A 24906-nucleotide genomic window follows, 5' to 3' on the forward strand; every position below is an offset into this window, starting at 1 on the left:
TCCCACCCTAGTGGGCCTGGTCACGCCGTGCCCGGAACCGCGAGGACTCGGCGGCGGGTGTCATCCGTGATTTGCGAGACTGGGGACGTGACTACCGGAGTCGATCAGTCCAAGGCATGGTTCGAACGAGCGAAGGCCGTGGTCCCGGGCGGGGTGAACTCCCCGGTGCGGGCCTTCAACTCCGTCGGCGGCACCCCGCGGTTCATGGTGCGCGGCGAGGGTCCGTACCTCTGGGACGCCGACGGCAACCGCTACGTCGATCTGGTCTCCTCGTGGGGCCCGATGATCCTCGGGCACGCGCATCCGGACGTCGTCTCGGCCGCGCGCGAAGCCGCTCTCGACGGCCTGTCGTTCGGCACCCCGACGCGTGGCGAGGTCGAGCTCGCCGAAGAGATCATCGGCCGTGTCGAGCCGGTGGAGCAGGTGCGCCTGGTCAACTCCGGCACCGAAGCGACGATGAGCGCGATCCGGCTGGCCAGGGGGTTCACCGGCCGCGCGAAGATCATCAAGTTCGCGGGCTGCTACCACGGTCACGTCGACGCGTTGCTCGCCGAAGCGGGTTCCGGCGTCGCGACCCTCGGCCTCCCGACGTCACCCGGGGTCACCGGCGCGCAGGCGGCCGACACGATCGTCTTGCCCTACAACGACCTCGACGCGGTCCGGAAGTCCTTTGTGGACAATCCGGACGCGATCGCCGCGATCATCACCGAAGCCGCCGCGGGCAACATGGGCGCCGTCGCCCCGGCCGACGGCTTCAACGCCGGGCTCAAGGAGATCGCGCGCGAGCACGGCGCGCTGCTGATCATGGACGAGGTGATGACCGGGTTCCGCGTCTCGAAGGCGGGCTGGTTCGGCCTCGAAGGCGTCGCCGGTGACCTGTACACCTTCGGCAAGGTGATGTCGGGTGGCCTGCCCGCGGCGGCCTTCGGCGGACGCGCCGACGTGATGGCGAAGCTGGCCCCGGGCGGGCCGGTCTACCAAGCGGGGACGCTGTCGGGGAACCCCGTCGCCGTCGCCGCCGGGCTCGCGACGCTGCGCGCGGCCGACGACGCCGTGTACGCGGCCCTCGACGTCAACGCGAAGCGGCTCGGCGACCTGTTCGACCGGTCGCTGACCGAGGCGGGCGTCACGCACACCGTGCAGTACGCGGGCAACCTGGTCAGCGTGTTCTTCAGCGAGAACCCGGTGACGAACTACCCGGGCGCGCAGGCATCGGAGACCTGGCGGTTCCCGGCGTTCTTCCACGCGCTGCTGGACAACGGCGTGTACGCGCCGCCGAGCGCGTACGAGGCGTGGTTCGTCAACGCGGCCATGGGCGACGCCGAGTTCGAGATCATCGAGTCCGCGCTGCGTGTCGCCGCCCGCGCCGCCGCCGAGGCGGTCCAGGCGTGAGCGAGACGACGATCGTGCACCTGCTCCGCCACGGCGAGGTGCACAACCCGGACAAGGTCCTGTACGGCCGCCTGCCCGGCTTCAAGCTCTCGGACCGCGGACAGCGCCAGGCGTTGACGGTCGCCGAAGCCGTCGCGACGCACGACATCACGCACGTCGTCGCTTCGCCGCTTCAGCGTGCGCAGGAGACCGCGGCGCCGATCGCCGCCGCGCACCGGCTCGACGTCGACACCGACGACCGGCTCATCGAGGCGGACAACCAGTTCGAGGGCGAGCGCGTCGCCGTCGGTGATGGCGCCCTTCGCCAGCCGAAGCACTGGCCGAAGCTGGTCAACCCGTTCCGGCCTTCGTGGGGCGAGCCCTACGTCGAGATCGCGCACCGCATGCTCGGCGCGATCCACCGCGCGCGGCGGGCGGCCGAGGGCCACGAGGCGCTGTGCGTCTCGCACCAGCTGCCGATCTGGACCGTGCGGCGTTTCCTGGAGGCGAAGCGGCTCTGGCACGACCCGCGCAACCGGCAGTGCTCGCTCGCGTCGCTGACCAGCTTGGTCTTCGAGGGCGAGGAACTCGTGCGGATCGTCTACAGCGAGCCCGCCGGCACGACCGATCCGAAGGTGACCGGCGCATGAAGCGGCTCGTGGCGGCCGTCGTCGGGCTGGCGCTCGTCGTCACCGGCTGCACCACCGGCAAGGACGCCGTCGTCACCGGCGGCTCGTTCAACTTCGTTTCGCCGGGTGGGAAGGTCGACATCGCCTACGAGGTCGCGGACCGCCAGCCGTCGCCGACGCTGTCCGGCGACGACCTGATGAACGAGGGCAAGCAGCTTTCGATCGCGGACTTCCCCGGCAAGGTCATCGTGCTGAACCTGTGGGGCCAGTGGTGCGGGCCGTGCCGCGTCGAGGCGCCGGAGATGCAGAAGGTCTACGACCGGACGAAGGCGTCCGGCGTCGAGGTGATCGGCATCGATCTGCGCGACAACGACCGGAAGCCGCCGCAGGACTTCATGCGGGACCGGAAACTGACGTACCCGTCGATCTACGACCCGTCGGGCCGGACGCTGCTGCAGCTTTCGGGCTATCCGCGCAACATCATCCCGTCGACGATCGTGCTGGACAAACAGCACCGTGTCGCGGCGGTGTTCCTGCGGGAACTGCTGGCTTCGGACCTGCTGCCTGTCGTCGAACGCCTGGCCGCCGAACCCGCCTGAAGGGGACGTCCGACCTGCTGTGCCGTGAAGGACTCCTTGAGGGACCCAGAGTCCCTCAAGGAGTCCTTCACAACCTCGATGACCGCCATGTACGCCTCATGTGCATGTACTGGCGGGCGACCGAAGACGCCCGAACATCGTGGGTCACGTGGCGTCGCCAAGCCCCGCGTTTCGTCCTCTGGATGCGTTCCTTGCGCGTGCAACTACCGCATTCAGAGGACGAAACGCGGGTGAGGGGGACGGGACCAAGGTCCTGACCGGGTGCGACGTAGGTCCCGTTGGGCCAGCCCCGGCGCTTTCACCTCGACCACACTGCCTACGCTCCTTTGCGTGAACGGTGTTACCGAGCTGGCGCTCTCAGGGCCGCTGCTGCTCGCAGCGGGCGTAGCGCTGCTGGCCGGGACGATCTCCTTCGCGTCGCCGTGCGTCGTGCCGCTGGTGCCCGGGTACCTCGCGTACCTGGCCGCGCTGGTCGGCGCGGACGCCCCGGCGGTCAGCCCCGACGAGGGGCGCAAGAAGGGCCGCTACGCCGTCGTCGGCGCGGCGGCGTTGTTCGTGCTCGGGTTCACCGTCGTCTTCGTGGTGACGCTGGGGACGCTGGTGTGGATCGCCGACGTCGTCCAGCTCAACATGGACCTCATCCAGCGCCTCGGCGGCGTGCTGACGATCGCGATGGCGCTGGTCTTCCTCGGCTGGATCCCGGGACTGCAGCGAGAGTTCCGGTCACACCACGTGCCGCGCGGCGGGCTGTGGGGCGCGCCGGTGCTCGGCGCCGTGTTCGGGCTCGGCTGGACACCGTGCATCGGGCCGACGCTGTCCGCGGTCATGTCGATGGCCAGCGCCACCGGCGGGGCGGCGGCGCGCGGATACGTGCTGATCCTGGTCTACTGCCTCGGCCTCGGGCTGCCGTTCCTCATCATCGCGTTCGGCGCCCGCTGGGCCGTCCGCGCCACCGACTGGTTGCGCCGCCACGGCCGTCAGGTGCAGGTCTTCGGCGGCGTCCTGCTGCTGGTCGTCGGCGTCCTGCTGGTGACCGGACTGTGGGGCGACCTGACCGGCTGGATCCGGAACACCCTCGTGACCGACATCAGGCTGCCCTTGTGACCAACGAATATCGCCAGACACCGCTGAAGCGTGTCCTCGGTTTCCTGCGCAACACCTGGCGTGGACTGACGTCGATGCGCACCGCGCTGGTGCTGCTGTTCCTGCTCGCGCTCGCCGCGATGCCCGGCGCGCTGCTGCCGCAGCGGAATCTCAACGTCGCCAAGACCGACGAGTACATCGCCGCGCACGGCTGGTGGGGCGAACTGCTCGACCGCCTGCAGTTCTTCGAGGTCTACGGCAGCGTCTGGTTCTCGGCGATCTACCTCCTGCTGATGGTCTCGCTCATCGGCTGTCTCGCGCCGCGCAGCTTCGAGTACGCGAAGGCGATGCGCGCGAAGCCGGTGCTCACGCCCCGCAAGCTCTCGCGGATGCCGCACCACGTGTCCGACTCGACCGACCGGACTCCCGAAGCGGTCTTGAAGGACACGCATACGCTGCTCAAGGGCTGGCGCCGAGTCGAGCGCGAGGAGGCCGACGGCAGCCGGAGCATCTCCGCCGAACGCGGGTATCTCCGCGAGACCGGCAACCTCGTCTTCCACTTCGGCATGCTCGGCCTGATCATCTTCTTCGCGCTGGGCAAGATGTTCGGCTACGAAGGCCAGGTCATCGTCCAGGCCGACAGCAGCCCGTGGTGCAACTCCGGGATCCTCGGTTACGACACCTTCAACGCCGGGCTGCGCGTCGACGGCACCGACCTCAACGCGTTCTGCATCCGTCTCAAGGACTTCGAGGCGCGCTACACCGCGAACGGGCAGGCGAACTACTACCACTCCAACATGGAGTACCAGTCCGGCGAAGACCTGAAGACCGGCGCGTGGAAGCCGTACGGGCTCGAGGTCAACTCGCCGCTGCGCACCGCGGGAGACCGCGTCTACCTGCTGAACTTCGGCTACTCCCCGAAGTTCACCGTGACCTTCCCCGACGGCACCGTGCGCACCAACATCACTCCGTGGCGTCCCGCCGACGAGCCGACGAAGCTTTCCGAAGGCGCGACGAAGCTCGACCAGCCGGGGATCGCGGACCCGATCGAACGCCGCACCCGGCAGCTCGCGATCACCGGCCTGCTCGCGCCGACCGCGTTCATGCACGGCAACGTGCTCACGTCGTCGCGGCCCGAGGCGAACAAGCCGGCGGTGGCCGTCGACATCTACCGCGGCGACCTCGGCCTCGACGCCGGCCGCGGGCAGTCGATCTTCCAGATCGACCAGTCGCTCGTCGCGGACGGCAGGCTCAAGAAGCTCACGCGGCAGAACCTGGACCAGGGCCAGGAGACCGTGCTGGACGACGGCACGAAGGTCCGCTTCGACGGCGTCCAGGAATGGGTCGCCATCCAGGTCTCGCACGATCCGGTGCAGGGCTGGGTGCTGGTCTGCGCGGTCGCGATGCTGATCGGGCTGGCGGGATCGTTGCTGGTCAAACGGCGCCGGATATGGGTCCGGGTGACCCCGGCGCGCGAAGGTGAGCCGGGTACCGTGATCGAGGTCGCCGGGCTGGCGCGCACCGATCAGGCGGGCTACGGCGAAGAGTTCCAGCGGATCAGCGACAAGCTGGTCCAGGGGCAGAGAGGCAACTAGAGGTCATGCCGATCAACGAGACGCTGTCCCAGTACAGCGACTACTCCTACACCACCGCGGCGGCGATTTACGTCCTCGCGCTGATGTTCGCCCTTATCGAGCAGGGCTTCGGCGCGAAGGGCAGGCTCGCGGCGGAACGCAGCATGCAGCGCTCCCGCGAACTGGTCGGCGCGGGCGGTCCGCCGGCTTACGGGACGCCCGTCGAGCCCCCGCGCGAGATCGGCCGCCCCGAGCGCATCGGCCGCATGGGTGCCGCGCTGCTGGTGCTGGCCGCGCTGCTCCACCTGGCCGCGATCGTGCTGCGCGGGCTCGCCGTGCACCGCGCGCCGTGGGGCAACCTCTACGAATACGGCATGGCCACGACCTTCATCGCGGTCGTGACCTGGATCGTCATCATGCGGAAGTTCCCGGTCCGCCACCTCACCGGCTTCCTGCTGCTGCCGGTCGTGATCCTGATGTTCGTCAACGGCACCATGCTGTACACGACGGCCGCGCCGGTGCAGCCCGCGCTCCAGTCGTACTGGCTGATCATCCACGTTTCCGCGGCGATCATCGGCTCGGGTGTCTTCCTGGTGCCGGGTGTCGCGAGTGTCCTTTACCTTTTCCGCGCCGCCCACGACGACAACCCGGCGAAGTTCGCCAAGTTCGGCCCGAAGCTGCCCGCCGCGGACGTGCTCGACCGCATCGCCTACCGCACCACGATCTTCGCCTTCCCGATCTTCACCTTCGGCGTGCTCTGCGGCGCCGTGTGGGCCGAGGCGGCGTGGGGCCGGTTCTGGGGCTGGGACCCCAAGGAGACCGTCGCGTTCGTGGCGTGGGTCGTCTACGCGGCGTACCTCCACTCCCGTGCCACCGCGGGCTGGCGGGGCAAGCGGGCCGCGATCATCAACATCGTCGGGTTCTCCGCGACGATCTTCAACATGTTCTTCGTGAACCTGGTCACGTCGGGCCTGCACTCCTACGCCGGGGGCTGACCGTCGCCGCTGCGCGCGACCCGACTACCGTCAATACTGAGGTAATGGGGGTAGACGTGCGCGGAGGAGGAATTCAGCGGTGACCGGACCCAGCGAAGAATCGGCTCCTGGCCACCCCGAACCGACCGAGAGCGCCCAGCCCTCGGAGTTGTTCTCCGAGGACCGGACGGATTCGGCGCCGCATCCGACCGCGGCCGGTTTCGAGGCCGAGCCGACCCAGGTCGTGCAGCCGCAATACCCGCCGCAGCAGGCCCAGTACCCGCCGCCGCAGCAGCAGCAGCCCGCTCCTCAACAGCAGCCGCCGCTGCCGCAGCCGTCGCAAGGGCAGTACCAGCAGCCCTACGACCAGAACCTGCCGCCGCTGCACCCTCAGCAGCCCCAGCAGGCCCCGCCGCAGCAGGCCGTCCAGTACCCGCCTCAGCAGCAGTACGCGCAGCCGCAGCAGCCGGTGCCGGGGCTTCCTCAGCCGCACGGCAGGCACGCGCTCCCGGACGAACTCGCCACCGCGAGCCTGGTGAAGCCGCAGAAGCGCAAGCCGCAGTCAGGCTGGCGCAAGGCCCTTTACGTGGGCACCGGCAAGCTGGTCAACCCGGGCGAGAGCCCCAAGGACACGCGTACGCGCGAACTGATCGCGCAGATCAACCAGCCGTTGCGCGGGTGCTACAAGATCGCGATGCTGAGCCTCAAGGGCGGCGTCGGCAAAACCACCACGACGACCACGCTGGGCTCGACGTTCGCGTCGCTGCGCGGTGACCGGGTCGTCGCCGTCGACGCGAACCCGGACCGCGGCACGCTGTCGCAGAAGATCCCGATCGAGACCACCGCGACCGTCCGGCACCTGCTGCGGGACGCGGACAAGATCACCAGGTACAGCGACGTCCGTTCGTACACCTCGCAGGGCGGGAGCAGGCTGGAGATCCTCGCCAGCGAGCAGGACCCGGCGGTTTCGGAGGCGTTCTCCGAGGACGACTACCGGCGCACGGTCAACCTGCTGGAGCACTTCTACAACATCGTGCTCACCGACTGCGGGACCGGTTTGATGCACTCGGCGATGAAGGGCGTCCTGGACGTCGCGGACGCGCTGGTCGTGGTCTCTTCAGGCTCCGTCGACGGGGCGCGCAGTGCGTCGGCCACGCTCGACTGGCTGGAAGCGCACGGCTACGGTGACCTGGTCAAACGTTCCGTCGCGGTGATCAACTCGGTGCGGCCGAAGGGCGGCTCCGTCGATCTGGACAAGCTTTCCGCGCATTTCGGCGCGCGCGTCCGCTCGGTGTGCCGGATTCCGTTCGACCCGCATCTGGAAGAGGGCGCCGAGATCGAGCTGGACCGGCTCGACGCGGACACCCGGCTGGCCTTGCTGGAACTGGCCGCCACCGTCGCCGACGGCTTCGGTGGCCAGCAGTACCAGCAGATCCAGCCCTAGCGCGTGTTTCACAAGTCAAGTTCGCGGTCTTCGCGCCCAGGCGGCCCCTGACGGCACGGGCGGACGCGGCCGAGTACGACCCGGTACGAGGCCAATCCGCCCGCACCGTCAGGAACCACCTGGATCATCAAGCCCATCGAACAGACTTGTGAAACACGCGCTAGTCCTTGCCTTTGTCCTCGTCTTTACCTTTGCGCTGCTGCTCACCGAGCTTGCGCAGGAAGTCGGGGTCGTCGTCCGGGGCCAGTGTCGGTCGCGACGAGGGCACCCCGACGCGCTCGATCCCGAACGCGCGCCACAAAACCACGGCGACGGTGAGCGCTCCGATGGCCGCGAGCAGATAGATCATGCTCGGTCCCTTTCCGCGTGGAGGACGTTGCTCAGTCCCACGAGGCTAGCCTCTTTGCCGCGCGCGGGGGGACTCATGGATACCCCAATGTGACGAAGGGCGGTTACGAGCCCTTCGTCACTGGAGTCCTTTTTGCGGGAAATGCCTGCTCAGAGCTTGCGAGCGGGCTCGCTGGCGTCGGTGGTGAGCTCGGCGAGGAGTTCGTTCACCTCGGCCTCGCGGAACCGTCGGTGCCCACCGGGAGTGCGGATCGAGCCGATGCGGCCTGCGGTCGCCCAGCGGGTCACGGTCTTGGGGTCGACCCGGAACAGAGCCGCCACTTCGCCGGGGGTGAGCAACCTGCCGCCCATGGTCGCGGTCATTTTCCGCCTCCTTCACGGTTCCAGTGCTAAACCGGAGGCGGGCCCTGTGCCCGTCGTGCCGGGTAGCCAACACGGCAATCGTTGCATCTCACCCGTCAGGTACTCGAACGGTTGTCCAACAGTAAAGAGCCCTTAAAGGTCAAAACCGACAACCGCGACATGCGTCCTCCGGCCTCGCGGTCTTGTCACGGAACTACGAAAACGCGCCCTGATCACGCGAATCCGGCCGTGGCACCTAAGGTGTAGCGGTGGACCAGGTGGATCGGAAGATCATCGCGGCATTACGGGAGAACGGGCGGGCTACCTACGCCGACCTCGGCCGGTCTGTCGGGCTCTCGGCTTCGTCAGTGCACGAACGGGTCGGCAAACTCGAGGCCGCCGGCGTGATCACCGGCTACCACGCCATGGTCGACCCGAGCACGGTCGGACTCGGCGTGACGGCGCTGGTCGGCATCCACCCCACCGACACCGCGACCGAGGACGACGTCGCTGAGGCGCTCGGGGCTCTGGACGAGGTCGAAAGCTGCTACGCCGTCGCGGGCGACGAAGCCTTCGTCGTCAAGGTGCGGGTGGCGACCGTCGACGATCTGGAGCGGTCCCTCGGCAGGCTGCGGCGGATCCCCGGTGTCGGCCGCACGAACACCACCGTCGTGCTCTCCACCCGCTTCGAAGGGCGCCCCAACAACGCGGGCCTGGACGAGGGCCGCAACGGCAGCGGGTAGCCTGCCATGGTGTGAGCGATAATCACCTGCCCCGTGACCTGACGCTGTACGTGCTGGCGAGGTTCCTCCTGGTCGGGGTCATCGCAGGCGGCTTGCTGCTGGTCAACGTCCCGCTGCTGGTCGCGTTGCTGATCGGCCTGGTCGTGGGGCTGCCGCTGGGCCTGCTGCTGTTCCGCCCGCTGAACGCGCGCGTGACCGCCGGGCTCGCCCGCCGTAACGAAAATCGCGCTCGCGCCCGCGCCGAACTGCGCTCGCAGCTGCGCGGCGACCGAGTGGACGGCGCGGCGTGAGCCTCCTGCAGAGCCGCAGCTGGGTCCGCGAAGCCGTCCGCATCATCGAGGCCGACGCGAACCGCAGCGCCGACACGCACCTCCACGTCTTCCCACTGCCCCCGGAATGGGGCGTGGACCTGTACCTGAAGGACGAGTCCGTCCACCCGACCGGCTCGCTCAAGCACCGGCTCGCGCGTTCGCTGTTCCTGTACGGCCTGGTGAACGGCCAGATCGGACCGAACACCGTGCTCGTCGAGGCGTCCAGCGGCTCGACGGCGGTTTCGGAGGCGTACTTCGCGCGGATGCTCGGGCTGCGGTTCATCACCGTGGTGCCGCGCAGCACCTCGCCAGAGAAGATCGCGCTCATCGAGTTCTACGGCGGCGAATGCCACTACGTCGACCGCGCGCCGGACATGTACCCGGAGGCCGAACGGCTCGCTTCGGAGTGCAACGGCCACTACCTCGACCAGTTCACCTACGCGGAGCGCGCGACGGACTGGCGCGGGAACAACAACATCGCCGAATCGGTGTACGCGCAGATGCAGTCCGAACGGCACCCCGTGCCGACGTGGATCGTCGTCGGCGCCGGGACCGGCGGCACGAGCGCGACCTTCGGCCGCTACGTCCGCTACAAGCGGCACACCACGAAGATCGCCGTCGTCGACCCGGAGAACTCGTCGTTCTTCGGCGCCTGGCAGACCGGGGCGCTCGACTACAGCACCGGCATGCCTTCGCGGATCGAGGGAATCGGGCGGCCGCGCGTCGAGCCGTCGTTCGTACCCGGCGTGATCGACGAGATGTTCCAGGTGCCGGACGCGGCTTCGCTGGCGGCCATCCGCGTGCTGCGCGAGCGGACCGGGCACTGGGCCGGCGGCTCGACCGGGACGAACCTCTTCGGCGCGTTCACGCTGATCTCGCGGATGGTCTCGGAAGGCCAGGCGGGCAGTATCGTCACGCTGCTGTGCGACGGCGGGGAGCGGTACGCCAACACGTACTACGACGACGCTTGGCTGGCGCAGAAGAACATCGACATCGCGCCTTACCTGGAGAAGTACCGGGAGTTCCTGGTGAGCGGGAAGCTCGCTCCGGAGGCCTGAGGGGCTGGGCGGCCTTCCCGGGGATGTTGCGAAAGCCACTTTCGCAACCTTCAACGTTGCGAAAGTGGCTTTCGCAACGTCGGTTGGGGGCCTACCTCAGGTTCGCCGGATCGCCAAAAGAGCAAGGGACCTTTGCTATCGCGTGGGCTGCATTTAGTGGTCGCCCAGGTGTCGGAGCACTACGGGTGGTGGCTCTCGGCGGAAAACTCAAGGAATGAACGGTGCGTTCATCCCCTTGAGCGTCGTCCGGGCCCGCTGGGCGTCAGCGGTAGCGTGACCGGGCCTTTCGTGCGGCACTGTGTGGATTTCGGGTCATCTAACGTCCTAAATTCCACACGGTCGCGTATCAATGGTCCGGTGACGGTTCAGAGCGACGGCGGTCAGCACCGCTCCGGCATCGCGAATCCCGGTGTCCGGTAGCGTGACCGGGCCTTTCGTGCGGCACTGGATCATCCAACGCCCAAAATCCACACGGTCCCGTATCAATGGTCCGGTGACGGTTCAGAGCGACCGCGGTCAGCACCGCCCCGGCATCGCGAATCCCGGTGTCCCGTAGCGTGACCAGGCCGTTCGTGTCGCACCGGGTCGTCTAACGCCCCAAATTCCACACAGTCGCGCATCAAAGGTCCGGTGACGACTCAGAGCGACCGCGGTCAGCACCACCCCGGCACCGCTAGCCCCGGTGCCCCGCAGCGTGACCGGGTCCTTCGTGGCGCACTGTGTGGATTTCGGGTCATCTAACGTCCCGAATTCCACACAGTCCCGTATCAATGGTCCGGTGACGACTCAGAGCGACGGCGGTCAGCACCACCCCGGCACCGCAGAACCCCGGTGCCCCGCAGCGTGACCAGGCCGTTCGTGCCGCACCGGGTCATCCAACGCCCCGAAACCGCCTCAAACCGACCCGGCCTCACAGCGCGAGAGCGACGGCCGTCAGAACCGCCCACCCCAGCATCGCGAACCCCGTGTCCCGCAGCGCCGGGATCAGCGCCCGCCCCTGCGCCCCGCCGCCGACGGCTTTGACCGACTTCAGCAGCAGCGGCGCGGTCAGCAGGCCCAGCAGCGCCCACGGCGTCACGAAGGCGAGCAGCACGCTCACGACGTACGGGACCGCGACCAGCACCAGGTAAAGCCGCCGCGTGCCCTGGTCGCCGAGCCGGGTGGCGAGCGTGCGCTTGCCGGATTCGATGTCGGTCGGGATGTCGCGGAGGTTGTTGGCGGTCAGCACGCCGGTCGAGAACGAGCCGACGGCGACCGCGCAGCCGAGCGCGGTCCAGCTGAGCTGTCCGGCTTGGACGTACACGGTGCCGAGCACGCCGGCCAGCCCGAAGAAGACGAAGACCGCGATCTCGCCGAAACCGTAGTAGCCGTAAGGCTTCTTGCCGCCGGTGTAGAACCAGGCGCCGAGGATGCAGACCGCGCCCATCGCCAGCAGCCACCACAGCCCGCTGATCGCGACGAGCACGAGCCCAAGGACTCCGGCGAGCCCGAGAGCCACGAGGGCGGCCGCCAGGACGGCTTTCGGCTTCGCGACTCCGGAGCCGACCAGTCGCAGCGGGCCGACGCGGTGCTCGTCGGTGCCGCGGATGCCGTCGGAGTAGTCGTTGGCGTAGTTGACGCCGACGATCAGCGCCAGCGAGACGAGCAGCGCGAGAATCGAGCGGGTCCAGGAGAAGCCGTCGAGCGCGACCGCCGCGCCGACTCCGGCGACCACCGGCGCCACCGCGTTGGGCAGCGTCCGCGGGCGCGCCCCTTCGATCCATTCACCAGCAGTCGCCATGCCGCCATTCTGGCCCTGGCGACTACCGGCCGGTATGCGGGGCTCGTCACCTGCTCGCGCAGCGCGAGCAGGTGACGAGCCGCGCTACTTGAGGTCGTCGATCGCGTCTTCCAGGGTCCAGGTGAGCGTGCCGCTGTTCGGAACGGCGGTCTCCGGTTCGTCCGCCAGCGCGGGCCCGGCCAAAGCGACCAGTCCCATCGTGACGGCGGTGCAGGCCAATACTGTGCGTGTCCAGCGCGTCATAGGTAGACGTAAACCCGCGGGTAATGACTGTGTCAACAACGTCCCGGTAATCGGTGGGGAATTCACGACCTTCGTAGGAGATTCCTGACGGCCGTCCTGTCGACCTTCCCGGGGCCTCGCAACGGGAGCTCTTCGACGAACTCGACCCGCTTCGGAGCGGCGGCCGCGCCTGCTTCTTCACGGCAGGCAGCGCGCAGCGAAGCGACGTCGCAACCAGCGCCGACGACGAGCGCGACGACCGCTTCGCCCCACTCGGGGTCGGGGACTCCGACCACGCACGCGTCCCGGATTCCGGGCTGTGCGGTCAAGATCCGTTCGACGGTCGCGGCGGCCACCTTCACCCCGCCGGTGTTGATCATGTCGTCGATCCGCCCGAGGATCTCCAGCCGCTCGTCCGCCGACCACCGGCCGCGGTCGGAAGTGCGGAACCGGCCGTTCTCGAAGGCCTCCGCGGTCAGGCCGGGTCGCAGTCGGTAGCCGTGCGCGAGAACGTCACCCGTGATACAGACCCGCTCGTCCTCGAGTTCGACGCGTACTCCGTCCAACGGTACGCCGTCGTAGACGCAGCCGCTCGCGGTCTCGCTCATGCCGTACGCGGGCACGATCTTCACGCCCGTTTCGGCGGCGCGCTCGCGTAGCTCCGCCGTGGTCGCCGCGGCGCCGAGAATGATCGCGTCGAACGCGCGGGCCGCCGCCAGACCGCGGCCGCCCGCGTCGAGCAGCCGCCCGAGCTGGGTCGGCACGAGCGCGGTGTAGCGCGGGCCGTCCAAGGACAGCAGCGGCGCGGCGGCTTCGGCGAAGTCGTCCGGCCGGAAACCGGACGCGTGCAGCACGGACGGCGTCGTCCCGGCCAGCAGCGAACGCACCAGCACCTGGAGCCCGCCGATGTAGTGCGCCGGGGTCGCGAGCAACCAGCGACCCGGCCCGCCGAGCCGCGCGTGGGTGGCGTGAGCCGACGCGGTGAGCGCCGACGCCGACAGCAACACGCCCTTCGGTTCGCCGGTGGACCCGGAGGTGGCGATGACCACCGCCGTCCCGGGCTCGGCCGGACGCGCGGGCTCCATCGCGTCCCGCAGTGGCTCGGACGAGTAGGGGAGGACGGCCGGGCCGCCGCCGAGCGCTTCGGCCAGTGCCGCGGTCAACTCGGCGATCGACTCCGGACTCCCGTCCACCCCTACCGCACGCATCCCGCCACCCTACGTCCGTCCCCGGATCGCGATTAGCCCGCTAAACGCAGGTCAGTAGTAGTACGGGAAGGCCGACCAGTCGGGGGAGCGCTTCTCCAGGAAGGCGTCGCGGCCTTCGACGGCCTCGTCCTGCATGTACGCCAGTCGGGTGGTTTCGCCGGCGAAGAGCTGCTGGCCGACCAGACCGTCGTCGGTGAGGTTGAACGCGTACTTCAGCATCCGCTGCGCCGTCGGCGACTTGCCGTTGATCGCCCACGCCCAGTCCAGCGCCTCGGCCTCGAGCTTCGCGTGCGGGACGGCGGAGTTGACCGCGCCCATCGCCTGCATCTGCTCGGCGGTGTACTCGCGGCCGAGGAAGAAGATCTCCCGCGCGAACTTCTGCCCGACCTGCTTGGCCAGGTACGCCGAGCCGTAGCCGCCGTCGAAGGAGCCGACGTCGGCGTCGGTCTGCTTGAAGCGCGCGTGCTCGGCCGAAGCGAGCGTGAGGTCGCACACCACGTGCAGCGAATGCCCGCCGCCCGCCGCCCATCCCGGGACGACCGCGATGACCACCTTCGGCATGAACCTGATCAGCCGCTGGACCTCGAGAATGTGCAGCCGCCCGGCCCTGGCCGGATCGATCGTGTCGGAGGTCTCCCCATCCGCGTACTGATACCCGGAGCGTCCGCGAATACGCTGGTCACCACCGGAACAAAACGCCCAGCCGCCGTCCTTCGGCGATGGGCCGTTGCCGGTGAGCAGGACGCAGCCGACGTCCGAGCTCATCCGCGCGTGGTCGAGCGCGCGGTACAGCTCGTCGACGGTATGCGGGCGGAAGGCGTTGCGGACCTCCGGACGGTCGAACGCGACACGTACGACACGTTTGCCTGAGCGGCTCTCAGAGGAGCGGTGATAGGTGATGTCGGTGAAGTCGAAACCGTCGACTTCCGTCCACGAGGCGGGGTCGAACAGCTCGGAAACCTGGGCGTCATCCACGTTTGGGAGAATAGGACGTGTGGCCGTGAGTCGTAGTGTGAAACCCGAGGTCTGCCGGTGAACCCTTCCACCGCGCAGGCCAGGGTCATCGTCGACGAACTCGTCCGCAACACCGTCTCGCACGTCGTCCTCTGCCCGGGCTCACGCAATGCCCCGCTGTCGATCGCGCTGTACGACGCGGCGGCCGCCGGACGGCTCCAGTTGCACGTCCGCATCGACGAACGCGGCGCCGGTTTCCTCGCCCTCGGCATCGCCGCGCGCACCGGCCGTCCCGTGGCCGTGTTGTGCACCTCGGGCACCGCGGCCGCGAACTTCCATCCCGCCGTCCTGGAGGCCGACCGCGCTGGAGTCCCGCTGATCGTGCTGACCGCCGACCGGCCGCCCGAGATGCGGGCCGCCGGCGCGAGCCAGGTCATCGACCAGCACCAGCTCTACGGCAACGCCATCCGCTACTTCGACGAGCTCGCCGTCGCCGAACGCCGGGCGGGGCAGAACTCGTACTGGCGCGGCCAGATCTGCCGCGCCTGGAACGCCGCGTACGGCGAATGGCGCTGCGGGCCGGTGCACCTGAACATCCCGTTCCGCGAGCCGCTCGTGCCCGATATCGACGATAACGGCGAGTGGTACGAGTCACTCGAAGGGCGTCCCGACGGTGCTCGCTGGACGGAGCTCCCGGACTTCGGCGCGCTTCCCTCGTTCGTGGTGCCCTCGGCCCGCCACGGTCTGGTCATCGCGTGCGACACCGGCGTGCAGGCCGCCAGCGAATGGGCCGAGCTGCACGGTTGGCCGGTCGTCTCCGAGACCGGCGGCATCGGGATGGCGGGCGCGACGGCGATCTCGTCCGGCGCGTGGCTGCTCGGCGTCGAGGAGTTCATCTCGCGGCACAAACCCGAGCAGGTCCTGTGCATCGGGCGGCCGACGGTGTTCCGGCAGGTCCAGCGGGTGCTGTCCGATCCGGACGTCGAGGTGCTGCTGGTCCGGCCCGATTCGGACTGGCCCGCGCCCGCGCACAACGTCCGCCAGGTCGGCCAGTGGTTCGACGAGCCGACCAAACCGGCCGATCCGGAATGGCTGGCGAGCTGGCAGCGCGCCGACCAGGCGGCGTCGGTGGCGGTCACCGAAGCGCTGGCCGACGAGCCGTGGCCGAGCGGGCTGCGCCTGGCGACCGAGCTGGTCGACACGGTCCCGGAGGGATCGCTGCTGGTCGTCGGCTCGTCCAACCCGACCCGGGACGTCGCCCTCGCCGGGCGGCTGCGGCCCGACGTCCTCGTGCACCGCAACCGCGGCGTCGCCGGGATCGACGGCATGGTGTCGACCGCGATCGGCGCCGCGACCGTCCACAGGGGACATTCGTACGCCCTGCTCGGCGACCTGACGTTCCTGCACGACGCGAGCGGCCTGCTGACCGGGCCCGCCGAACAGCGCCCCGACCTGACGATCGTGGTGCTCAACGACGACGGCGGCGGCATCTTCTCCCTGCTGGAGCAGGGCGCGCCCGAGCACAACGCCAGCTTCGAGCGTGTCTTCGGCACACCGCACGGCGCCGACCTCGGTGCCTTGTGCGCCGGCTACCGCGTGCCGCACGTCGTCGCCGAGACGCTCACCGAGTTCCGCGCGGCGCTCAAGCCCGCGCCGGGGCTGCGCGTGGTGGAGGTCCGCGTGGACCGAACGCGTCACCGCGAGCTGCACGCGCGCCTCCGTACGGCGGTGTCGTCGGCCGTACGCGCTGTCTAGCCGATTCCAGAGGGTAGGAACCCCTCCTTCGGACGTGTCTCCGCGTTGATCGGCTGGCTACGTTCGAGCGCGCTGACAAATCCTGGGAGGATTCGCAATGCGCTTGAAGACTCGCGCCGGCTTCGCCGGATTGACCGCGGGCGTCGTAGGGGTGCTGCTCGTGGGCACCGCGTCCGCCGCACCCGCGCCCGGTTCGATCGGCATCGGCGACCCGTACTACCCGCACGCCGGGAACGGCGGCTACGACGTCGGTCACTACGACCTCCGGCTGACCTATCAGCCGTCCACCGACCTGCTCTCCGGCGCCACGACGATCCTGCTCACCGCGACGCAGGATCTCTCGGCGTTCAACCTCGACTTCGGGCTGAAGGTGTCGAGCGTCCGGGTCAACAACCGGCCCGCGAAATTCGCGACGTCGACCGACGGCACCGGCGAGCTGACCGTCACGCCGGCTTCGCCGCTGAAGAAGGGCCAGACGGCTGCCGTCGTCGTCGCCTACGCGGACACGCCGTCGAAGGTGAAGATCGACGGCTTCACCGCCTGGAAGAAGACCCCGGACGGCGCGCTGGCCGTCGACGAGCCGCAGAGCGCGGCCTGGTGGTTCCCGTCCAACGACCACCCGACCGACCTGGCGACCTACGACATCTCGGTCGAGGTCCCGAACGCTGTCGCCGCGCTGTCGAACGGCACGCTCGTGCGCAAGACGGTGCAGCGGCCGGGCTGGACGCGCTGGAACTGGCGCAGCACCAAACCGCAGGCGACGTACCTCACGTCGCTGGAGGTCGGCAAGTTCGAGGTGAACGAGCAGACCACGCCGGACGGCAAACCGTTCATCACCGCCTACGGCGCCGACCTCGGCGAATCGCTCGGCGCGGCCAAGGCCAGCATCGAGCGGACGCCGGAGATCACCGAATTCCTCGCCTCGAAGTTCGGGCCCTACCCGTTCGAGGCGCAGGGCGGCGTCGTCACCACCGGCATCACCTTCGCGCTGGAGAACCAGACGCGGCCGGTCTACGGCGCCAGGGCTTTCCGGTCCGGCTCGAACACCTCGATCGTGGCGCACGAGCAGGCGCACCAGTGGTTCGGCGACAGCGTCACGCTCGGCAAGTGGAGCGAGATCTGGCTGAACGAGGGCTTCGCCTCCTACGGCGAGTTCCTGTGGTCGGAGGAGAGCGGCGAGGGCACGGCCGACGAACTCGCCCAGTACATCTACGACTCGGTGCCGGCCGAGGACCCGTTCTGGCAGGTCCTGCCCGCCGACCCGGGCGCGGACAACCAGTTCGACGCGGCCGTCTACGACCGCGGCGCGCTCGCGGTGCACGCGTTGCGCAAGGCCGTGGGTGACGACACGTTCTTCCGGATCCTGCAGACCTGGCAGCAGGTGAAGAAGGCCAAGTCGGCGGTGATCCCGGAGTTCATCGCGCTGGCGGAGAAGATCTCGGGCAAGCCGCTGTACGACCTGTTCCAGACGTGGCTGTACACCAAGGGCAAGCCAACCGTGGGCCCGAACGGTGCGCAGGCTTTCCGGGCCGCTGTGGCCCCGGTCGCACCGAAGTCCTACCCGCAGATCAAGGCCACCCACGAATTCCTCGCCGAGCGACACGCCCACTGACGGGTAGCGCTACGCTCGCGGCGTGACGGCCAAAACGGAGCGGGTGAGGCGCATCGGGTGGTATGCCGCCCTCGTTGTCGCCTCACTCGTCACCGTGCTCGGCGTCTCGCTGCTGTTCGCCGCCATCCGCAACGACAGCGCGATCGAAGCGGAGCTCGGGCAGGCGACGGCACAGGTCGAGTCGGTGGCCTTCGACCGCACGATCATCAACTACGCGACCCCCGACGGCATCATGCACAGCCCGGCCAACGGCGTGCTCTACCCGGCAGGGCTGGCCGCCGGGCAGCTCGTGAACATCGAGTACGACGTCGGCGACCCGGAACTCGCGCGGGTGGCCGGGCGCTCGGCGTCGAACACGCTGCTGCCGCTGGGCAGCATGATCTTCTTCACCTGGCTGATCGCCGGGCCACTGCTGTGGTGGATCCGGCGACAACGGCTGGCTTACCGGCGCTCGCCCGCCGAGTCGTCCGTCTGATCACGCGAGTCCGCGCCCAATCACGCGGTCTTCCTGTGCGGAATCGGCGAACACGCGTGATCAGACGGACAACACGCGTGATTGAACGGACGACACGCGTGATCAGGGGCGTAACTCAGCCGACCGACTCCTGCCACCAGCCCAGGACCTCGTCGGCCACCCCCGGCGCCGCGACCAGCAGGGCGTCGACCGGCAGGGCGCTGTCCTCCCCGTGCCGGTCCAGGACCACGGCACCCGCCTCGATGGCCAGCGCGACCGATCCGGCGACGTCCCATTCGCGGTAGCTGTGCAGCACCGCCGCGGCCGCGTGGCCCAGCGCGACCTGCGCGATCGCCAGTGCCGCCGAGCCGAGCACCCGGACCCCGGCGTGCGCGGCGGCGGCCCGTTCGATGAACTGGCCCATCCCCGGCCAGACACCCTTGCGCGTGAGCTCCGTGCAGACGATCGCACCGGCGGTCCCGCACCGGTCGGTGAGCGTGATCGGTCTCCCGTTCGCCCGCGCGCCGCGACCGCGCGCGGCGGCGTAGATCTGGGCGCGGTACGGGTCCGCGACCACGCCCACCACCGGCCCCGAAGCGTCGATCAGGGCGAGGCTGTACGCGCACCAGGGGACACCGGCGACGTAGTTCGCGGTGCCGTCGACCGGGTCGACCACCCAGCGGTATTCGGCGACGTCGGCCCCGTGGTCGGCACCGAATTCACCGCCGACGACGGGGATGCCGGGGAATTCCGCGGTCAGCACCCGGCGGGTGTGGCGTTCGAGGATGCGGTCGGTGTCGGTGACCCAGTCGAAGGGCGAGTCCTTCGGACCGGGTTGGGCGCCCCGGCCCGCGGTCGCGGTGATCACGTCGGTCGCGTCGTTGGCCAGCCGCCCGGCCACTTCGAGGGCCCTCGACACCAGCCCCGGCTCGACGGGCTGAGGCGGCCTTGAGGACAGGAGGGTCATGCCTGACTAGTGTGGCCGAGCCTGGTTTACGGAACACGACCTTGAGATGACATGTCGTCTGTTCCGTTTTTGTTGGCGTGGGCGTCACAACCGGATGCGACAGTGATCCGCGTGCGAGTCGCGATAGTCACCGAAAGTTTCCTGCCCCAGGTGAACGGCGTGACCAACTCCGTGCTCCGCGTCGTGGAACACCTCCGCGACCGCGCGCACGACGTGCTGATCATCGCCCCGGGGCCGGGTCCCGTGGAGTACCTCGGCGCCCCGGTCGTGCGCATTCCCGCCCTCGACTTCCCCGGCGTGAATTCACTCCCGGTCGGCGTGCCGACCAGGACGGTGCTCACCGCGCTGGCCGATTTCGGCCCGGACGTGGTGCATCTGGCGTCGCCGTTCGTGGTCGGCGCCCGCGGGCTCGCCGCGGCCAGACGGCTGCGGGTGCCGTGTGTCGCGGTGTACCAGACCGATATCGCCGGGTTCGCCGCCGCGTACGGCTTCGGCATCGCCGCCCGCGCGGCCTGGCGCTGGGTCCGCCGCCTGCACTCGCGGGCCGACCGCACGCTCGCGCCGTCCACGGACTCGGTGGAACAGCTGAAACTGCACGGAATCCCGCGAGTGCACCGCTGGGCACGCGGCGTCGACATCGAGCGGTTCTCGCCGGTCCACGCCGACCCCGCGTTGCGCGCCGAGCTGGCGCCGAACGGGGAACTGCTGGTCGGTTTCGTCGGCAGGCTCGCGCCCGAGAAGGAGGTCGAGCGGCTGACCGCGCTCGCCGGGGTCGACGGGATTCGCGTGGTCGTCGTCGGGGACGGCCCGGAACTGCCGATGCTGCGCGAACGGATCCCGGGCGCGGCGTTCCTCGGCGCCCGATACGGCGAAGAGCTGTCCGCCGCGTACGCGAGCCTCGACGTGTTCGTCCACACCGGACCGCACGAGACGTTCTGCCAGGCCATCCAGGAAGCGATGGCGTCCGGGCTGCCGGTGCTGGCGCCGAACGCGGGCGGCCCGAAGGATCTCGTCCTGCCCGGCCGCACGGGATACCTGCTGCCCGCCGACCGGGACGGCTTCGCGACGGCGCTGGTGGACAAGGTGAACGACCTGCGCGACGAAGCGTTGCGCGCCAGGTTGGGGGAGAAGGCGCGCAAGGTCGTGCTCGGCCGGACCTGGCCCGCGGTCTGCCACGAACTGGTCGGCCACTACGAGGCCGTCCAGGGCAAAGTCGCGCGCGCGGCCTGATGCACATCATCCAGCTGGCCAACTTCTACGGGCCACGCTCGGGCGGACTGCGGACGGCGTTGCATCATCTCGGCGCCGGCTACGTGGCCAGCGGTCATCAGGTGACTCTCGTGGTGCCAGGGCGGCGCTACGCGGACGAGACACTGCCGTCGGGAGTCCGCCGGTTTTCCCTTCCGGCGCCGCGGATCCCGGGCACCGGCGGCTATCGCGCGGTCGATCCGCACCGGGTGCGCGTGGTGCTGGAACGCCTGGAACCGGACAGACTGGAGGTGTCCGACAGACTCACCCTGCGCGGCATGGGAGTCTGGGCGCGGCGCAACGGCGTGCCCAGCATGGTCATCTCGCACGAGCGCCTCGACAGGCTCCTGGAGCAGTTCCTGATGCCGGAACCCGTCGCGCGGCGCGTCGCGGACGTCGCGAACCGGCGAATGGCGCGACGCTACGACACGGTCGTCTGCACGACGGCGTTCGCCCGCGCGGAATTCGACCGGATCGCCGCGCCGAACGTGCGGCGTGTCCCGCTCGGCGTCGATCTCACGACGTTCGCCCCGGCCCGGCGCGACGACGGCTGGCGGCACACGCTGTGCGGTGACGCCGACGCGTTGATCGTCCATTGTGGACGCCTGTCGCCGGAGAAGCACGTCGAGCGCAGCGTGGACACCGTCGCCGAGCTGACCGAGGCGGGGCACCGCGTACGGCTGGTGATCGCCGGCGACGGCCCTCGGCGGCGTGCGCTGGAACGGCGGGCGCGCGGGCTGCCGGTGACCTTCCTCGGCTTCCTCTCCGGACGCGGCGACGTCGCCCGCCTGCTGGCCAGCGCGGACGTCTCCCTCGCGCCCGGTCCACACGAGACGTTCGGGCTGGCGGCGCTGGAGGCGCTCGCTTCGGGGACGCCGGTGGTGGTCTCGGCGTCGTCGGCGCTGCGGGAGATCGTGCGTCCCGGCTGCGGCGAGGCCGTCGACGATCGCGCCCCGGCCTTCGCGGGCGCTGTCACCGGCCTGCTGGAGCGCCCCGAGGACGCGCGGCGGGCGGCGGCGCGGGCGCGGGCGGAGGAATTCGCCTGGCCGAGATCGGTGCAGGGAATGCTCTCCGCACTCGCTTGATCACTTTGTATCTTCTTTGTACAACCGGCATTCATCGTCCCCTCACGCCATCGAGCGAGAGGACGGCACGTGAGGTTCGAAGTACTGGGCACGTTCAGCATCTCTTCCGGAGCGCGGTCGGTCCCGCTGCACGGCCGGATGAGGAGAACGCTCCTTGGCGTGCTGCTGGTCCGCGCGAACACCTTCGTACCGGTGAACGTGCTCACCGAGGCGCTGTGGGAGAGCAAGTGGGAGCCGCGGGCGGTGCCGAAGCTGCACTGGCACGTCCACAAGCTGCGGCAGGCCCTGCCCGAAGATGACCGGCTCGGTTTCGACAACGGTGGCTACCGGCTGGAGGTCCATCCCGGCGAACTCGACGTCGAGACCTTCGAGACGCTGGCGGGCCAGGCGCTCAAGTCCACCGACCCCGCGCAGCGCGCCTCACTGATCCGGCAGGCCCTCACGCACTGGCACGGCGCGCCCTACGAAGGCCTCGACGTCCCGCTGCTTTCGGACGAGACGATGCGCCTGTCCGAGCACCGGCTTGTCCTGCTCGAAGAGCTCCACCAGGCCGAATTGGACCTCGGGCGGCACGCGAGCGCGGCCGTCGAGCTGGCCGATCTGGTGCGGCGGAATCCGTTGCGGCAGCGTGCCCAGTACCTCCTGATGGACGCTCTTTGGCGAGCCGGGCGCACGTCCGACGCGCTGGCGGCGTACCGGCGTGCGCGCCGGGTCTCCGTCGATCAGCTCGGCCTCGAACCGGGGCCGGAACTGCGGTTGCTGGAGCGGAGGATCCTCGCCGGCGAGGTCGCGGGGGCCGGTGCGCACCGTGCCCCGGCGTTGCTTCACCGGGCCAGGTGAACCTACGGCGCGTCGCTTTGCTCCCGCTTGGCCGACGTGTCTCAGGACCTCGGGGTTAGGGTTCGAGGTATGTCCCGAGCGAGTCTTGACAAGGATCCGCACGAAGTCGCCGCCATGTTCGACGACGTCGCGGACGGCTACGACCGCGCGAATTCGTTCATGACCTTCGGCTTCGACCGCCGCTGGCGCACCGTCACCGGCCGGGTGCTGGACGCCAAACGCGGCGAGAAGGTGCTGGACCTCGCGGCGGGCACCGGCGTGTCCACCGTCGAGTACGCGCGCAACGGCGCCTGGTGTCTCGCGGCGGACTTCTCGGTCGGCATGCTCAAGGCGGGCAAGCATCGCGGCGTCCCCATGGTGGCCGCCGACGCGATGAAGCTGCCGTTCGCCGACGACAGCTTCGACGCGGTGACCATCTCGCTCGCGCTGCGGAACTTCGTCGACACCAAGGCCGCGCTCACCGAGATCGCGCGGGTGGTCAAACCGGGCGGCCGTCTGGTGATCTGCGAGGTGTCGACGCCCACATTCGGCCCGATCCGGTTCCTGCACCGGAAGTTCATCGCGAAGCTGCTCACCTGGGTCGGCGCCCGTACCTCGTCGAACCCCGAGGCCTACTCCTACCTGGCCGAATCCATGCTCGCGTGGCCAGACCAGCGGACGCTCGGGGAGATCATCGCGAGCGCCGGGTGGACCGAGGTGGAGTGGCTGAACCTCACGTTCGGCGTCGTCGCCATCCACCGAGCCAAAAAGCCCTCTGTAGATTCTTGGGCATGACCCGTCGCAACGCTGACCACGACGCCGAAGTCATCGTCGTCGGTGCCGGACCGGCCGGCTCCACCGCCGCCACGTACCTCGCCCGAGCGGGCGTCGACGTGCTGCTGCTGGAGAAGACCGAGTTCCCGCGCGAAAAGGTATGCGGCGACGGCCTGACCCCGCGTGGCGTCAAGCAGCTCATCGACCTGGGGATCGACACCAGCGAGGACGCGGGCTGGGTGCACAGCCGCGGCCTGCGGATCCTCACCGGCGAGCTCACGCTGGAGCTGGACTGGCCGGACCTGACCAGCTACCCGCCGTACGGCGTTTCGCGGACCCGTCAGGACTTCGACGACCTGCTCGCGAAGACCGCGGTCAAGGCGGGCGCGCGGCTCTACGAGCGCACCACCGTCACCGGCGCGATCACCAGCCCGACCGGCCGCGTGATCGGCGTCGAGGCGAAGGTCGGCCCGGAGAAGACGCCGGTGAGCTACCGCGCTCCGCTGGTACTGGCCTGCGACGGCGTCTCCGCGCGGCTCGCGCTGAGCGTCGGCATCCAGAAGAACGAGAAGCGCCCGATGGGCGTCGCGGTGCGGCAGTACTACAAGAGCCCGCGCCACGACGACCCGTTCATCGAGGGCCACCTTGAGCTGTGGGACCGCTCGGACCCACGCGACCCCAAGCTGCTGCCCGGGTACGGGTGGGCGTTCCCGCTGGGCGACGGCACGGTGAACGTCGGTCTCGGCATGCTGTCCACGTCGGCCGCGTTCCGCAGCACCGACTACCGCGCGTTGCTGCGCCAGTGGCTCGACGGGACGCCCGAGGAATGGGGCTACCGCGAGGAGAACGCCATCGGCAAGGTCGGCGGCGCCGGTCTCCCGATGGGCTTCAACCGCACCCCCCACTACCGCGACGGCCTGCTGCTGCTCGGTGACGCGGGTGGCATGGTCAGCCCGTTCAACGGCGAGGGTATCTCGGCCGCGATGGAGTCCGCGCAGCTGGCGTCGGAGTTCGTCGTGCAGGCGCTGGCGCGCCGCGAAGGCCCTTCGCGCGAGCGGGCGCTGGAGGGTTACCCGCGCGCCGTGGGGGAGCTGATGGGCGGTTACTACCGGCTCGGCAACGTGTTCGCGAAGCTGATCGGAAAGCCGAAGGTCATGCACGCCGCGACGAAGTACGGGCTGCGGATCAACTCGATCCTTCCGTTGGTGTACAAGGGACTTTCGGGCTGCTACGACGCCAAGGGCGGGGACGGCGTCGACCGCCTCATCGCCGCTCTGGCCCGCGCCACCCCCTCCCCGCGCTGACCCCCCGACCGCAATTAGAGGACTAAATGCGTGAGGGGGGCGACCCCACACCCTCGTAACTCGCGTGAAGGCCCCCTTCCCTCGGCTCAGCCGAGGGAAGGGGGCCTTCACGCGCAACGCCCTCGCCGGGGCCGGATACCTGACCCACCCCGGCTCCCACCTGCGCCGGACCACACGTCTGGACCAGTCTCGGGTACTCCGGGCAGTGGTATCGGTCACAGGACAAAGGTGGTCGAACAGCCCCCTGA

General features: G+C 69.5%; 25 protein-coding genes. 18 read left to right on the forward strand and 7 right to left on the reverse strand.

Annotated features, from left to right (window positions below; translation table 11 throughout):
* The first annotated feature begins 87 nt into the window (after positions 1 to 87).
* From hemL to ACLJQ7_RS21605, 7 genes are all read left to right on the forward strand, one after another.
* Positions 88 to 1392, forward strand: coding sequence for a glutamate-1-semialdehyde 2,1-aminomutase (hemL, locus tag ACLJQ7_RS21575; RefSeq protein ID WP_410650006.1), 1305 nt, complete (start codon positions 88 to 90; stop codon positions 1390 to 1392).
* Positions 1389 to 2021: a histidine phosphatase family protein gene (locus ACLJQ7_RS21580; protein WP_410650007.1), complete on the forward strand. Its 633-nt coding sequence runs from the start codon at positions 1389 to 1391 to the stop codon at positions 2019 to 2021. The genes hemL and ACLJQ7_RS21580 overlap by 4 nt, the downstream gene beginning before the upstream one ends.
* On the forward strand, positions 2018 to 2599 hold the full coding sequence (locus tag ACLJQ7_RS21585; protein WP_410650008.1) for a TlpA family protein disulfide reductase: 582 nt from the start codon (positions 2018 to 2020) through the stop codon (positions 2597 to 2599). Before ACLJQ7_RS21580 ends, ACLJQ7_RS21585 begins: the two co-directional genes overlap by 4 nt.
* 330 nt (positions 2600 to 2929) lie before the next feature.
* A complete protein-coding gene (locus ACLJQ7_RS21590; RefSeq protein ID WP_410650009.1) occupies positions 2930 to 3703 on the forward strand; it encodes a cytochrome c biogenesis CcdA family protein in 774 nt (257 codons plus the stop codon).
* A 74-nt stretch (positions 3704 to 3777) separates the two neighbouring features.
* Complete coding sequence (locus ACLJQ7_RS21595; RefSeq protein WP_410650290.1) at positions 3778 to 5277, forward strand: cytochrome c biogenesis protein ResB; 1500 nt, start codon at positions 3778 to 3780, stop codon at positions 5275 to 5277.
* A gap of 5 nt (positions 5278 to 5282) precedes the next feature.
* On the forward strand, positions 5283 to 6251 hold the full coding sequence (gene ccsB / locus ACLJQ7_RS21600; RefSeq protein ID WP_410650010.1) for a c-type cytochrome biogenesis protein CcsB: 969 nt from the start codon (positions 5283 to 5285) through the stop codon (positions 6249 to 6251).
* 79 nt (positions 6252 to 6330) lie between these two features.
* Positions 6331 to 7674: a MinD/ParA family protein gene (locus ACLJQ7_RS21605; RefSeq protein ID WP_410650011.1), complete on the forward strand. Its 1344-nt coding sequence runs from the start codon at positions 6331 to 6333 to the stop codon at positions 7672 to 7674.
* Between the two features lie 160 nt (positions 7675 to 7834).
* Here the strand turns inward: ACLJQ7_RS21605 and ACLJQ7_RS21610 are convergent, their stop codons facing one another.
* Positions 7835 to 8023 (reverse strand): hypothetical protein, encoded by a 189-nt coding sequence (locus ACLJQ7_RS21610; protein ID WP_125788692.1) that lies wholly within the window; start codon positions 8021 to 8023, stop codon positions 7835 to 7837.
* A 149-nt stretch (positions 8024 to 8172) separates the two neighbouring features.
* Positions 8173 to 8385, reverse strand: coding sequence for a BldC family transcriptional regulator (locus ACLJQ7_RS21615; RefSeq protein WP_340684881.1), 213 nt, complete (start codon positions 8383 to 8385; stop codon positions 8173 to 8175).
* Positions 8386 to 8633: 248 nt separating this feature from the next.
* Between ACLJQ7_RS21615 and ACLJQ7_RS21620 the strand changes: the two genes are divergently transcribed.
* Genes ACLJQ7_RS21620 through ACLJQ7_RS21630 form a run of 3 tightly spaced genes read left to right on the forward strand, consistent with a single transcriptional unit; the run spans position 8634 to position 10476 of the window.
* A complete protein-coding gene (locus tag ACLJQ7_RS21620; protein ID WP_410650012.1) occupies positions 8634 to 9107 on the forward strand; it encodes an Lrp/AsnC family transcriptional regulator in 474 nt (157 codons plus the stop codon).
* An 11-nt stretch (positions 9108 to 9118) separates the two neighbouring features.
* The gene (locus tag ACLJQ7_RS21625) at positions 9119 to 9397 is read left to right on the forward strand and encodes a DUF4229 domain-containing protein (protein WP_410650013.1); all 279 of its coding nucleotides are present in this window, start codon (positions 9119 to 9121) and stop codon (positions 9395 to 9397) included.
* A complete protein-coding gene (locus ACLJQ7_RS21630) occupies positions 9394 to 10476 on the forward strand; it encodes a PLP-dependent cysteine synthase family protein (RefSeq protein WP_410650014.1) in 1083 nt (360 codons plus the stop codon). Before ACLJQ7_RS21625 ends, ACLJQ7_RS21630 begins: the two co-directional genes overlap by 4 nt.
* Positions 10477 to 11386: 910 nt before the next feature.
* On the opposite strand, the gene ACLJQ7_RS21635 is transcribed toward ACLJQ7_RS21630, so the two are convergent.
* The 4 genes from ACLJQ7_RS21635 to ACLJQ7_RS21650 form a co-directional block, all read right to left on the reverse strand.
* Positions 11387 to 12256: a 1,4-dihydroxy-2-naphthoate polyprenyltransferase gene (locus ACLJQ7_RS21635; RefSeq protein WP_410650015.1), complete on the reverse strand. Its 870-nt coding sequence runs from the start codon at positions 12254 to 12256 to the stop codon at positions 11387 to 11389.
* An 84-nt stretch (positions 12257 to 12340) separates the two neighbouring features.
* Positions 12341 to 12499, reverse strand: coding sequence for a hypothetical protein (locus ACLJQ7_RS21640; protein ID WP_167337758.1), 159 nt, complete (start codon positions 12497 to 12499; stop codon positions 12341 to 12343).
* Positions 12500 to 12561: 62 nt separating this feature from the next.
* Entirely contained in the window at positions 12562 to 13686 is a 1125-nt protein-coding gene (menE, locus tag ACLJQ7_RS21645) for an o-succinylbenzoate--CoA ligase (protein ID WP_410650016.1), read from the reverse strand.
* Positions 13687 to 13737: 51 nt separating this feature from the next.
* Positions 13738 to 14661, reverse strand: a complete 924-nt coding sequence (locus tag ACLJQ7_RS21650; protein ID WP_410650017.1) for a 1,4-dihydroxy-2-naphthoyl-CoA synthase — start codon at positions 14659 to 14661, stop codon at positions 13738 to 13740.
* A 57-nt stretch (positions 14662 to 14718) separates the two neighbouring features.
* On the opposite strand from ACLJQ7_RS21650, the gene menD reads away from it, so the two are divergent.
* The 3 genes from menD (at position 14719) to ACLJQ7_RS21665 (ending at position 18482) form a co-directional block, all read left to right on the forward strand.
* Complete coding sequence (gene menD, locus ACLJQ7_RS21655) at positions 14719 to 16395, forward strand: 2-succinyl-5-enolpyruvyl-6-hydroxy-3-cyclohexene-1-carboxylic-acid synthase (protein WP_410650018.1); 1677 nt, start codon at positions 14719 to 14721, stop codon at positions 16393 to 16395.
* Positions 16396 to 16492: 97 nt separating this feature from the next.
* Positions 16493 to 18007, forward strand: a complete 1515-nt coding sequence (locus tag ACLJQ7_RS21660; RefSeq protein ID WP_410650019.1) for a M1 family metallopeptidase — start codon at positions 16493 to 16495, stop codon at positions 18005 to 18007.
* A gap of 22 nt (positions 18008 to 18029) precedes the next feature.
* Positions 18030 to 18482, forward strand: a complete 453-nt coding sequence (locus ACLJQ7_RS21665) for a DUF3592 domain-containing protein (RefSeq protein WP_410650020.1) — start codon at positions 18030 to 18032, stop codon at positions 18480 to 18482.
* A gap of 115 nt (positions 18483 to 18597) precedes the next feature.
* Here ACLJQ7_RS21665 and ACLJQ7_RS21670 read toward each other — a convergent pair whose 3' ends face one another.
* Positions 18598 to 19428 carry an inositol monophosphatase family protein gene (locus ACLJQ7_RS21670; RefSeq protein ID WP_410650021.1) on the reverse strand — a complete coding sequence of 277 codons (831 nt, stop codon included), beginning with the start codon at positions 19426 to 19428 and terminating at the stop codon, positions 18598 to 18600.
* A gap of 111 nt (positions 19429 to 19539) precedes the next feature.
* Here ACLJQ7_RS21670 and ACLJQ7_RS21675 point away from each other — a divergent pair, with 111 nt between their 5' ends.
* The 5 genes from ACLJQ7_RS21675 (at position 19540) to ACLJQ7_RS21695 (ending at position 24658) form a co-directional block, all read left to right on the forward strand.
* A complete protein-coding gene (locus tag ACLJQ7_RS21675; protein WP_410650022.1) occupies positions 19540 to 20658 on the forward strand; it encodes a glycosyltransferase family 4 protein in 1119 nt (372 codons plus the stop codon).
* A complete protein-coding gene (locus ACLJQ7_RS21680; protein WP_410650023.1) occupies positions 20658 to 21761 on the forward strand; it encodes a glycosyltransferase family 4 protein in 1104 nt (367 codons plus the stop codon). The genes ACLJQ7_RS21675 and ACLJQ7_RS21680 overlap by 1 nt, the downstream gene beginning before the upstream one ends.
* 69 nt (positions 21762 to 21830) lie before the next feature.
* Positions 21831 to 22601: an AfsR/SARP family transcriptional regulator gene (locus ACLJQ7_RS21685; RefSeq protein ID WP_410650024.1), complete on the forward strand. Its 771-nt coding sequence runs from the start codon at positions 21831 to 21833 to the stop codon at positions 22599 to 22601.
* A gap of 69 nt (positions 22602 to 22670) precedes the next feature.
* Positions 22671 to 23375 (forward strand): demethylmenaquinone methyltransferase, encoded by a 705-nt coding sequence (locus ACLJQ7_RS21690; protein ID WP_410650025.1) that lies wholly within the window; start codon positions 22671 to 22673, stop codon positions 23373 to 23375.
* On the forward strand, positions 23372 to 24658 hold the full coding sequence (locus ACLJQ7_RS21695) for a geranylgeranyl reductase family protein (RefSeq protein ID WP_037332937.1): 1287 nt from the start codon (positions 23372 to 23374) through the stop codon (positions 24656 to 24658). The genes ACLJQ7_RS21690 and ACLJQ7_RS21695 overlap by 4 nt, the downstream gene beginning before the upstream one ends.
* The last annotated feature ends 248 nt before the right edge of the window (positions 24659 to 24906 follow it).

Origin of the sequence: Amycolatopsis sp. cmx-4-54 (genome assembly GCF_046548895.1) — a bacterium.
Classification (GTDB): domain Bacteria; phylum Actinomycetota; class Actinomycetes; order Mycobacteriales; family Pseudonocardiaceae; genus Amycolatopsis.

Coding starts and splice junctions, on each gene's coding strand:
- ACLJQ7_RS21585 (WP_410650008.1), top strand. CDS start 2,018: ATGAAGCGGCTCGTGGCGGCCGTCGTCGGGCTGGCGCTCGTCGTCACC.
- ACLJQ7_RS21595 (WP_410650290.1), top strand. CDS start 3,778: ATGCGCACCGCGCTGGTGCTGCTGTTCCTGCTCGCGCTCGCCGCGATG.
- ccsB (WP_410650010.1), top strand. CDS start 5,283: ATGCCGATCAACGAGACGCTGTCCCAGTACAGCGACTACTCCTACACC.
- ACLJQ7_RS21610 (WP_125788692.1), bottom strand. CDS start 8,023: ATGATCTATCTGCTCGCGGCCATCGGAGCGCTCACCGTCGCCGTGGTT.
- ACLJQ7_RS21615 (WP_340684881.1), bottom strand. CDS start 8,385: ATGACCGCGACCATGGGCGGCAGGTTGCTCACCCCCGGCGAAGTGGCG.
- ACLJQ7_RS21635 (WP_410650015.1), bottom strand. CDS start 12,256: ATGGCGACTGCTGGTGAATGGATCGAAGGGGCGCGCCCGCGGACGCTG.
- ACLJQ7_RS21640 (WP_167337758.1), bottom strand. CDS start 12,499: ATGACGCGCTGGACACGCACAGTATTGGCCTGCACCGCCGTCACGATG.
- menE (WP_410650016.1), bottom strand. CDS start 13,686: ATGCGTGCGGTAGGGGTGGACGGGAGTCCGGAGTCGATCGCCGAGTTG.
- ACLJQ7_RS21660 (WP_410650019.1), top strand. CDS start 16,493: ATGCGCTTGAAGACTCGCGCCGGCTTCGCCGGATTGACCGCGGGCGTC.
- ACLJQ7_RS21670 (WP_410650021.1), bottom strand. CDS start 19,428: ATGACCCTCCTGTCCTCAAGGCCGCCTCAGCCCGTCGAGCCGGGGCTG.
- ACLJQ7_RS21680 (WP_410650023.1), top strand. CDS start 20,658: ATGCACATCATCCAGCTGGCCAACTTCTACGGGCCACGCTCGGGCGGA.
- ACLJQ7_RS21690 (WP_410650025.1), top strand. CDS start 22,671: ATGTCCCGAGCGAGTCTTGACAAGGATCCGCACGAAGTCGCCGCCATG.
- ACLJQ7_RS21695 (WP_037332937.1), top strand. CDS start 23,372: ATGACCCGTCGCAACGCTGACCACGACGCCGAAGTCATCGTCGTCGGT.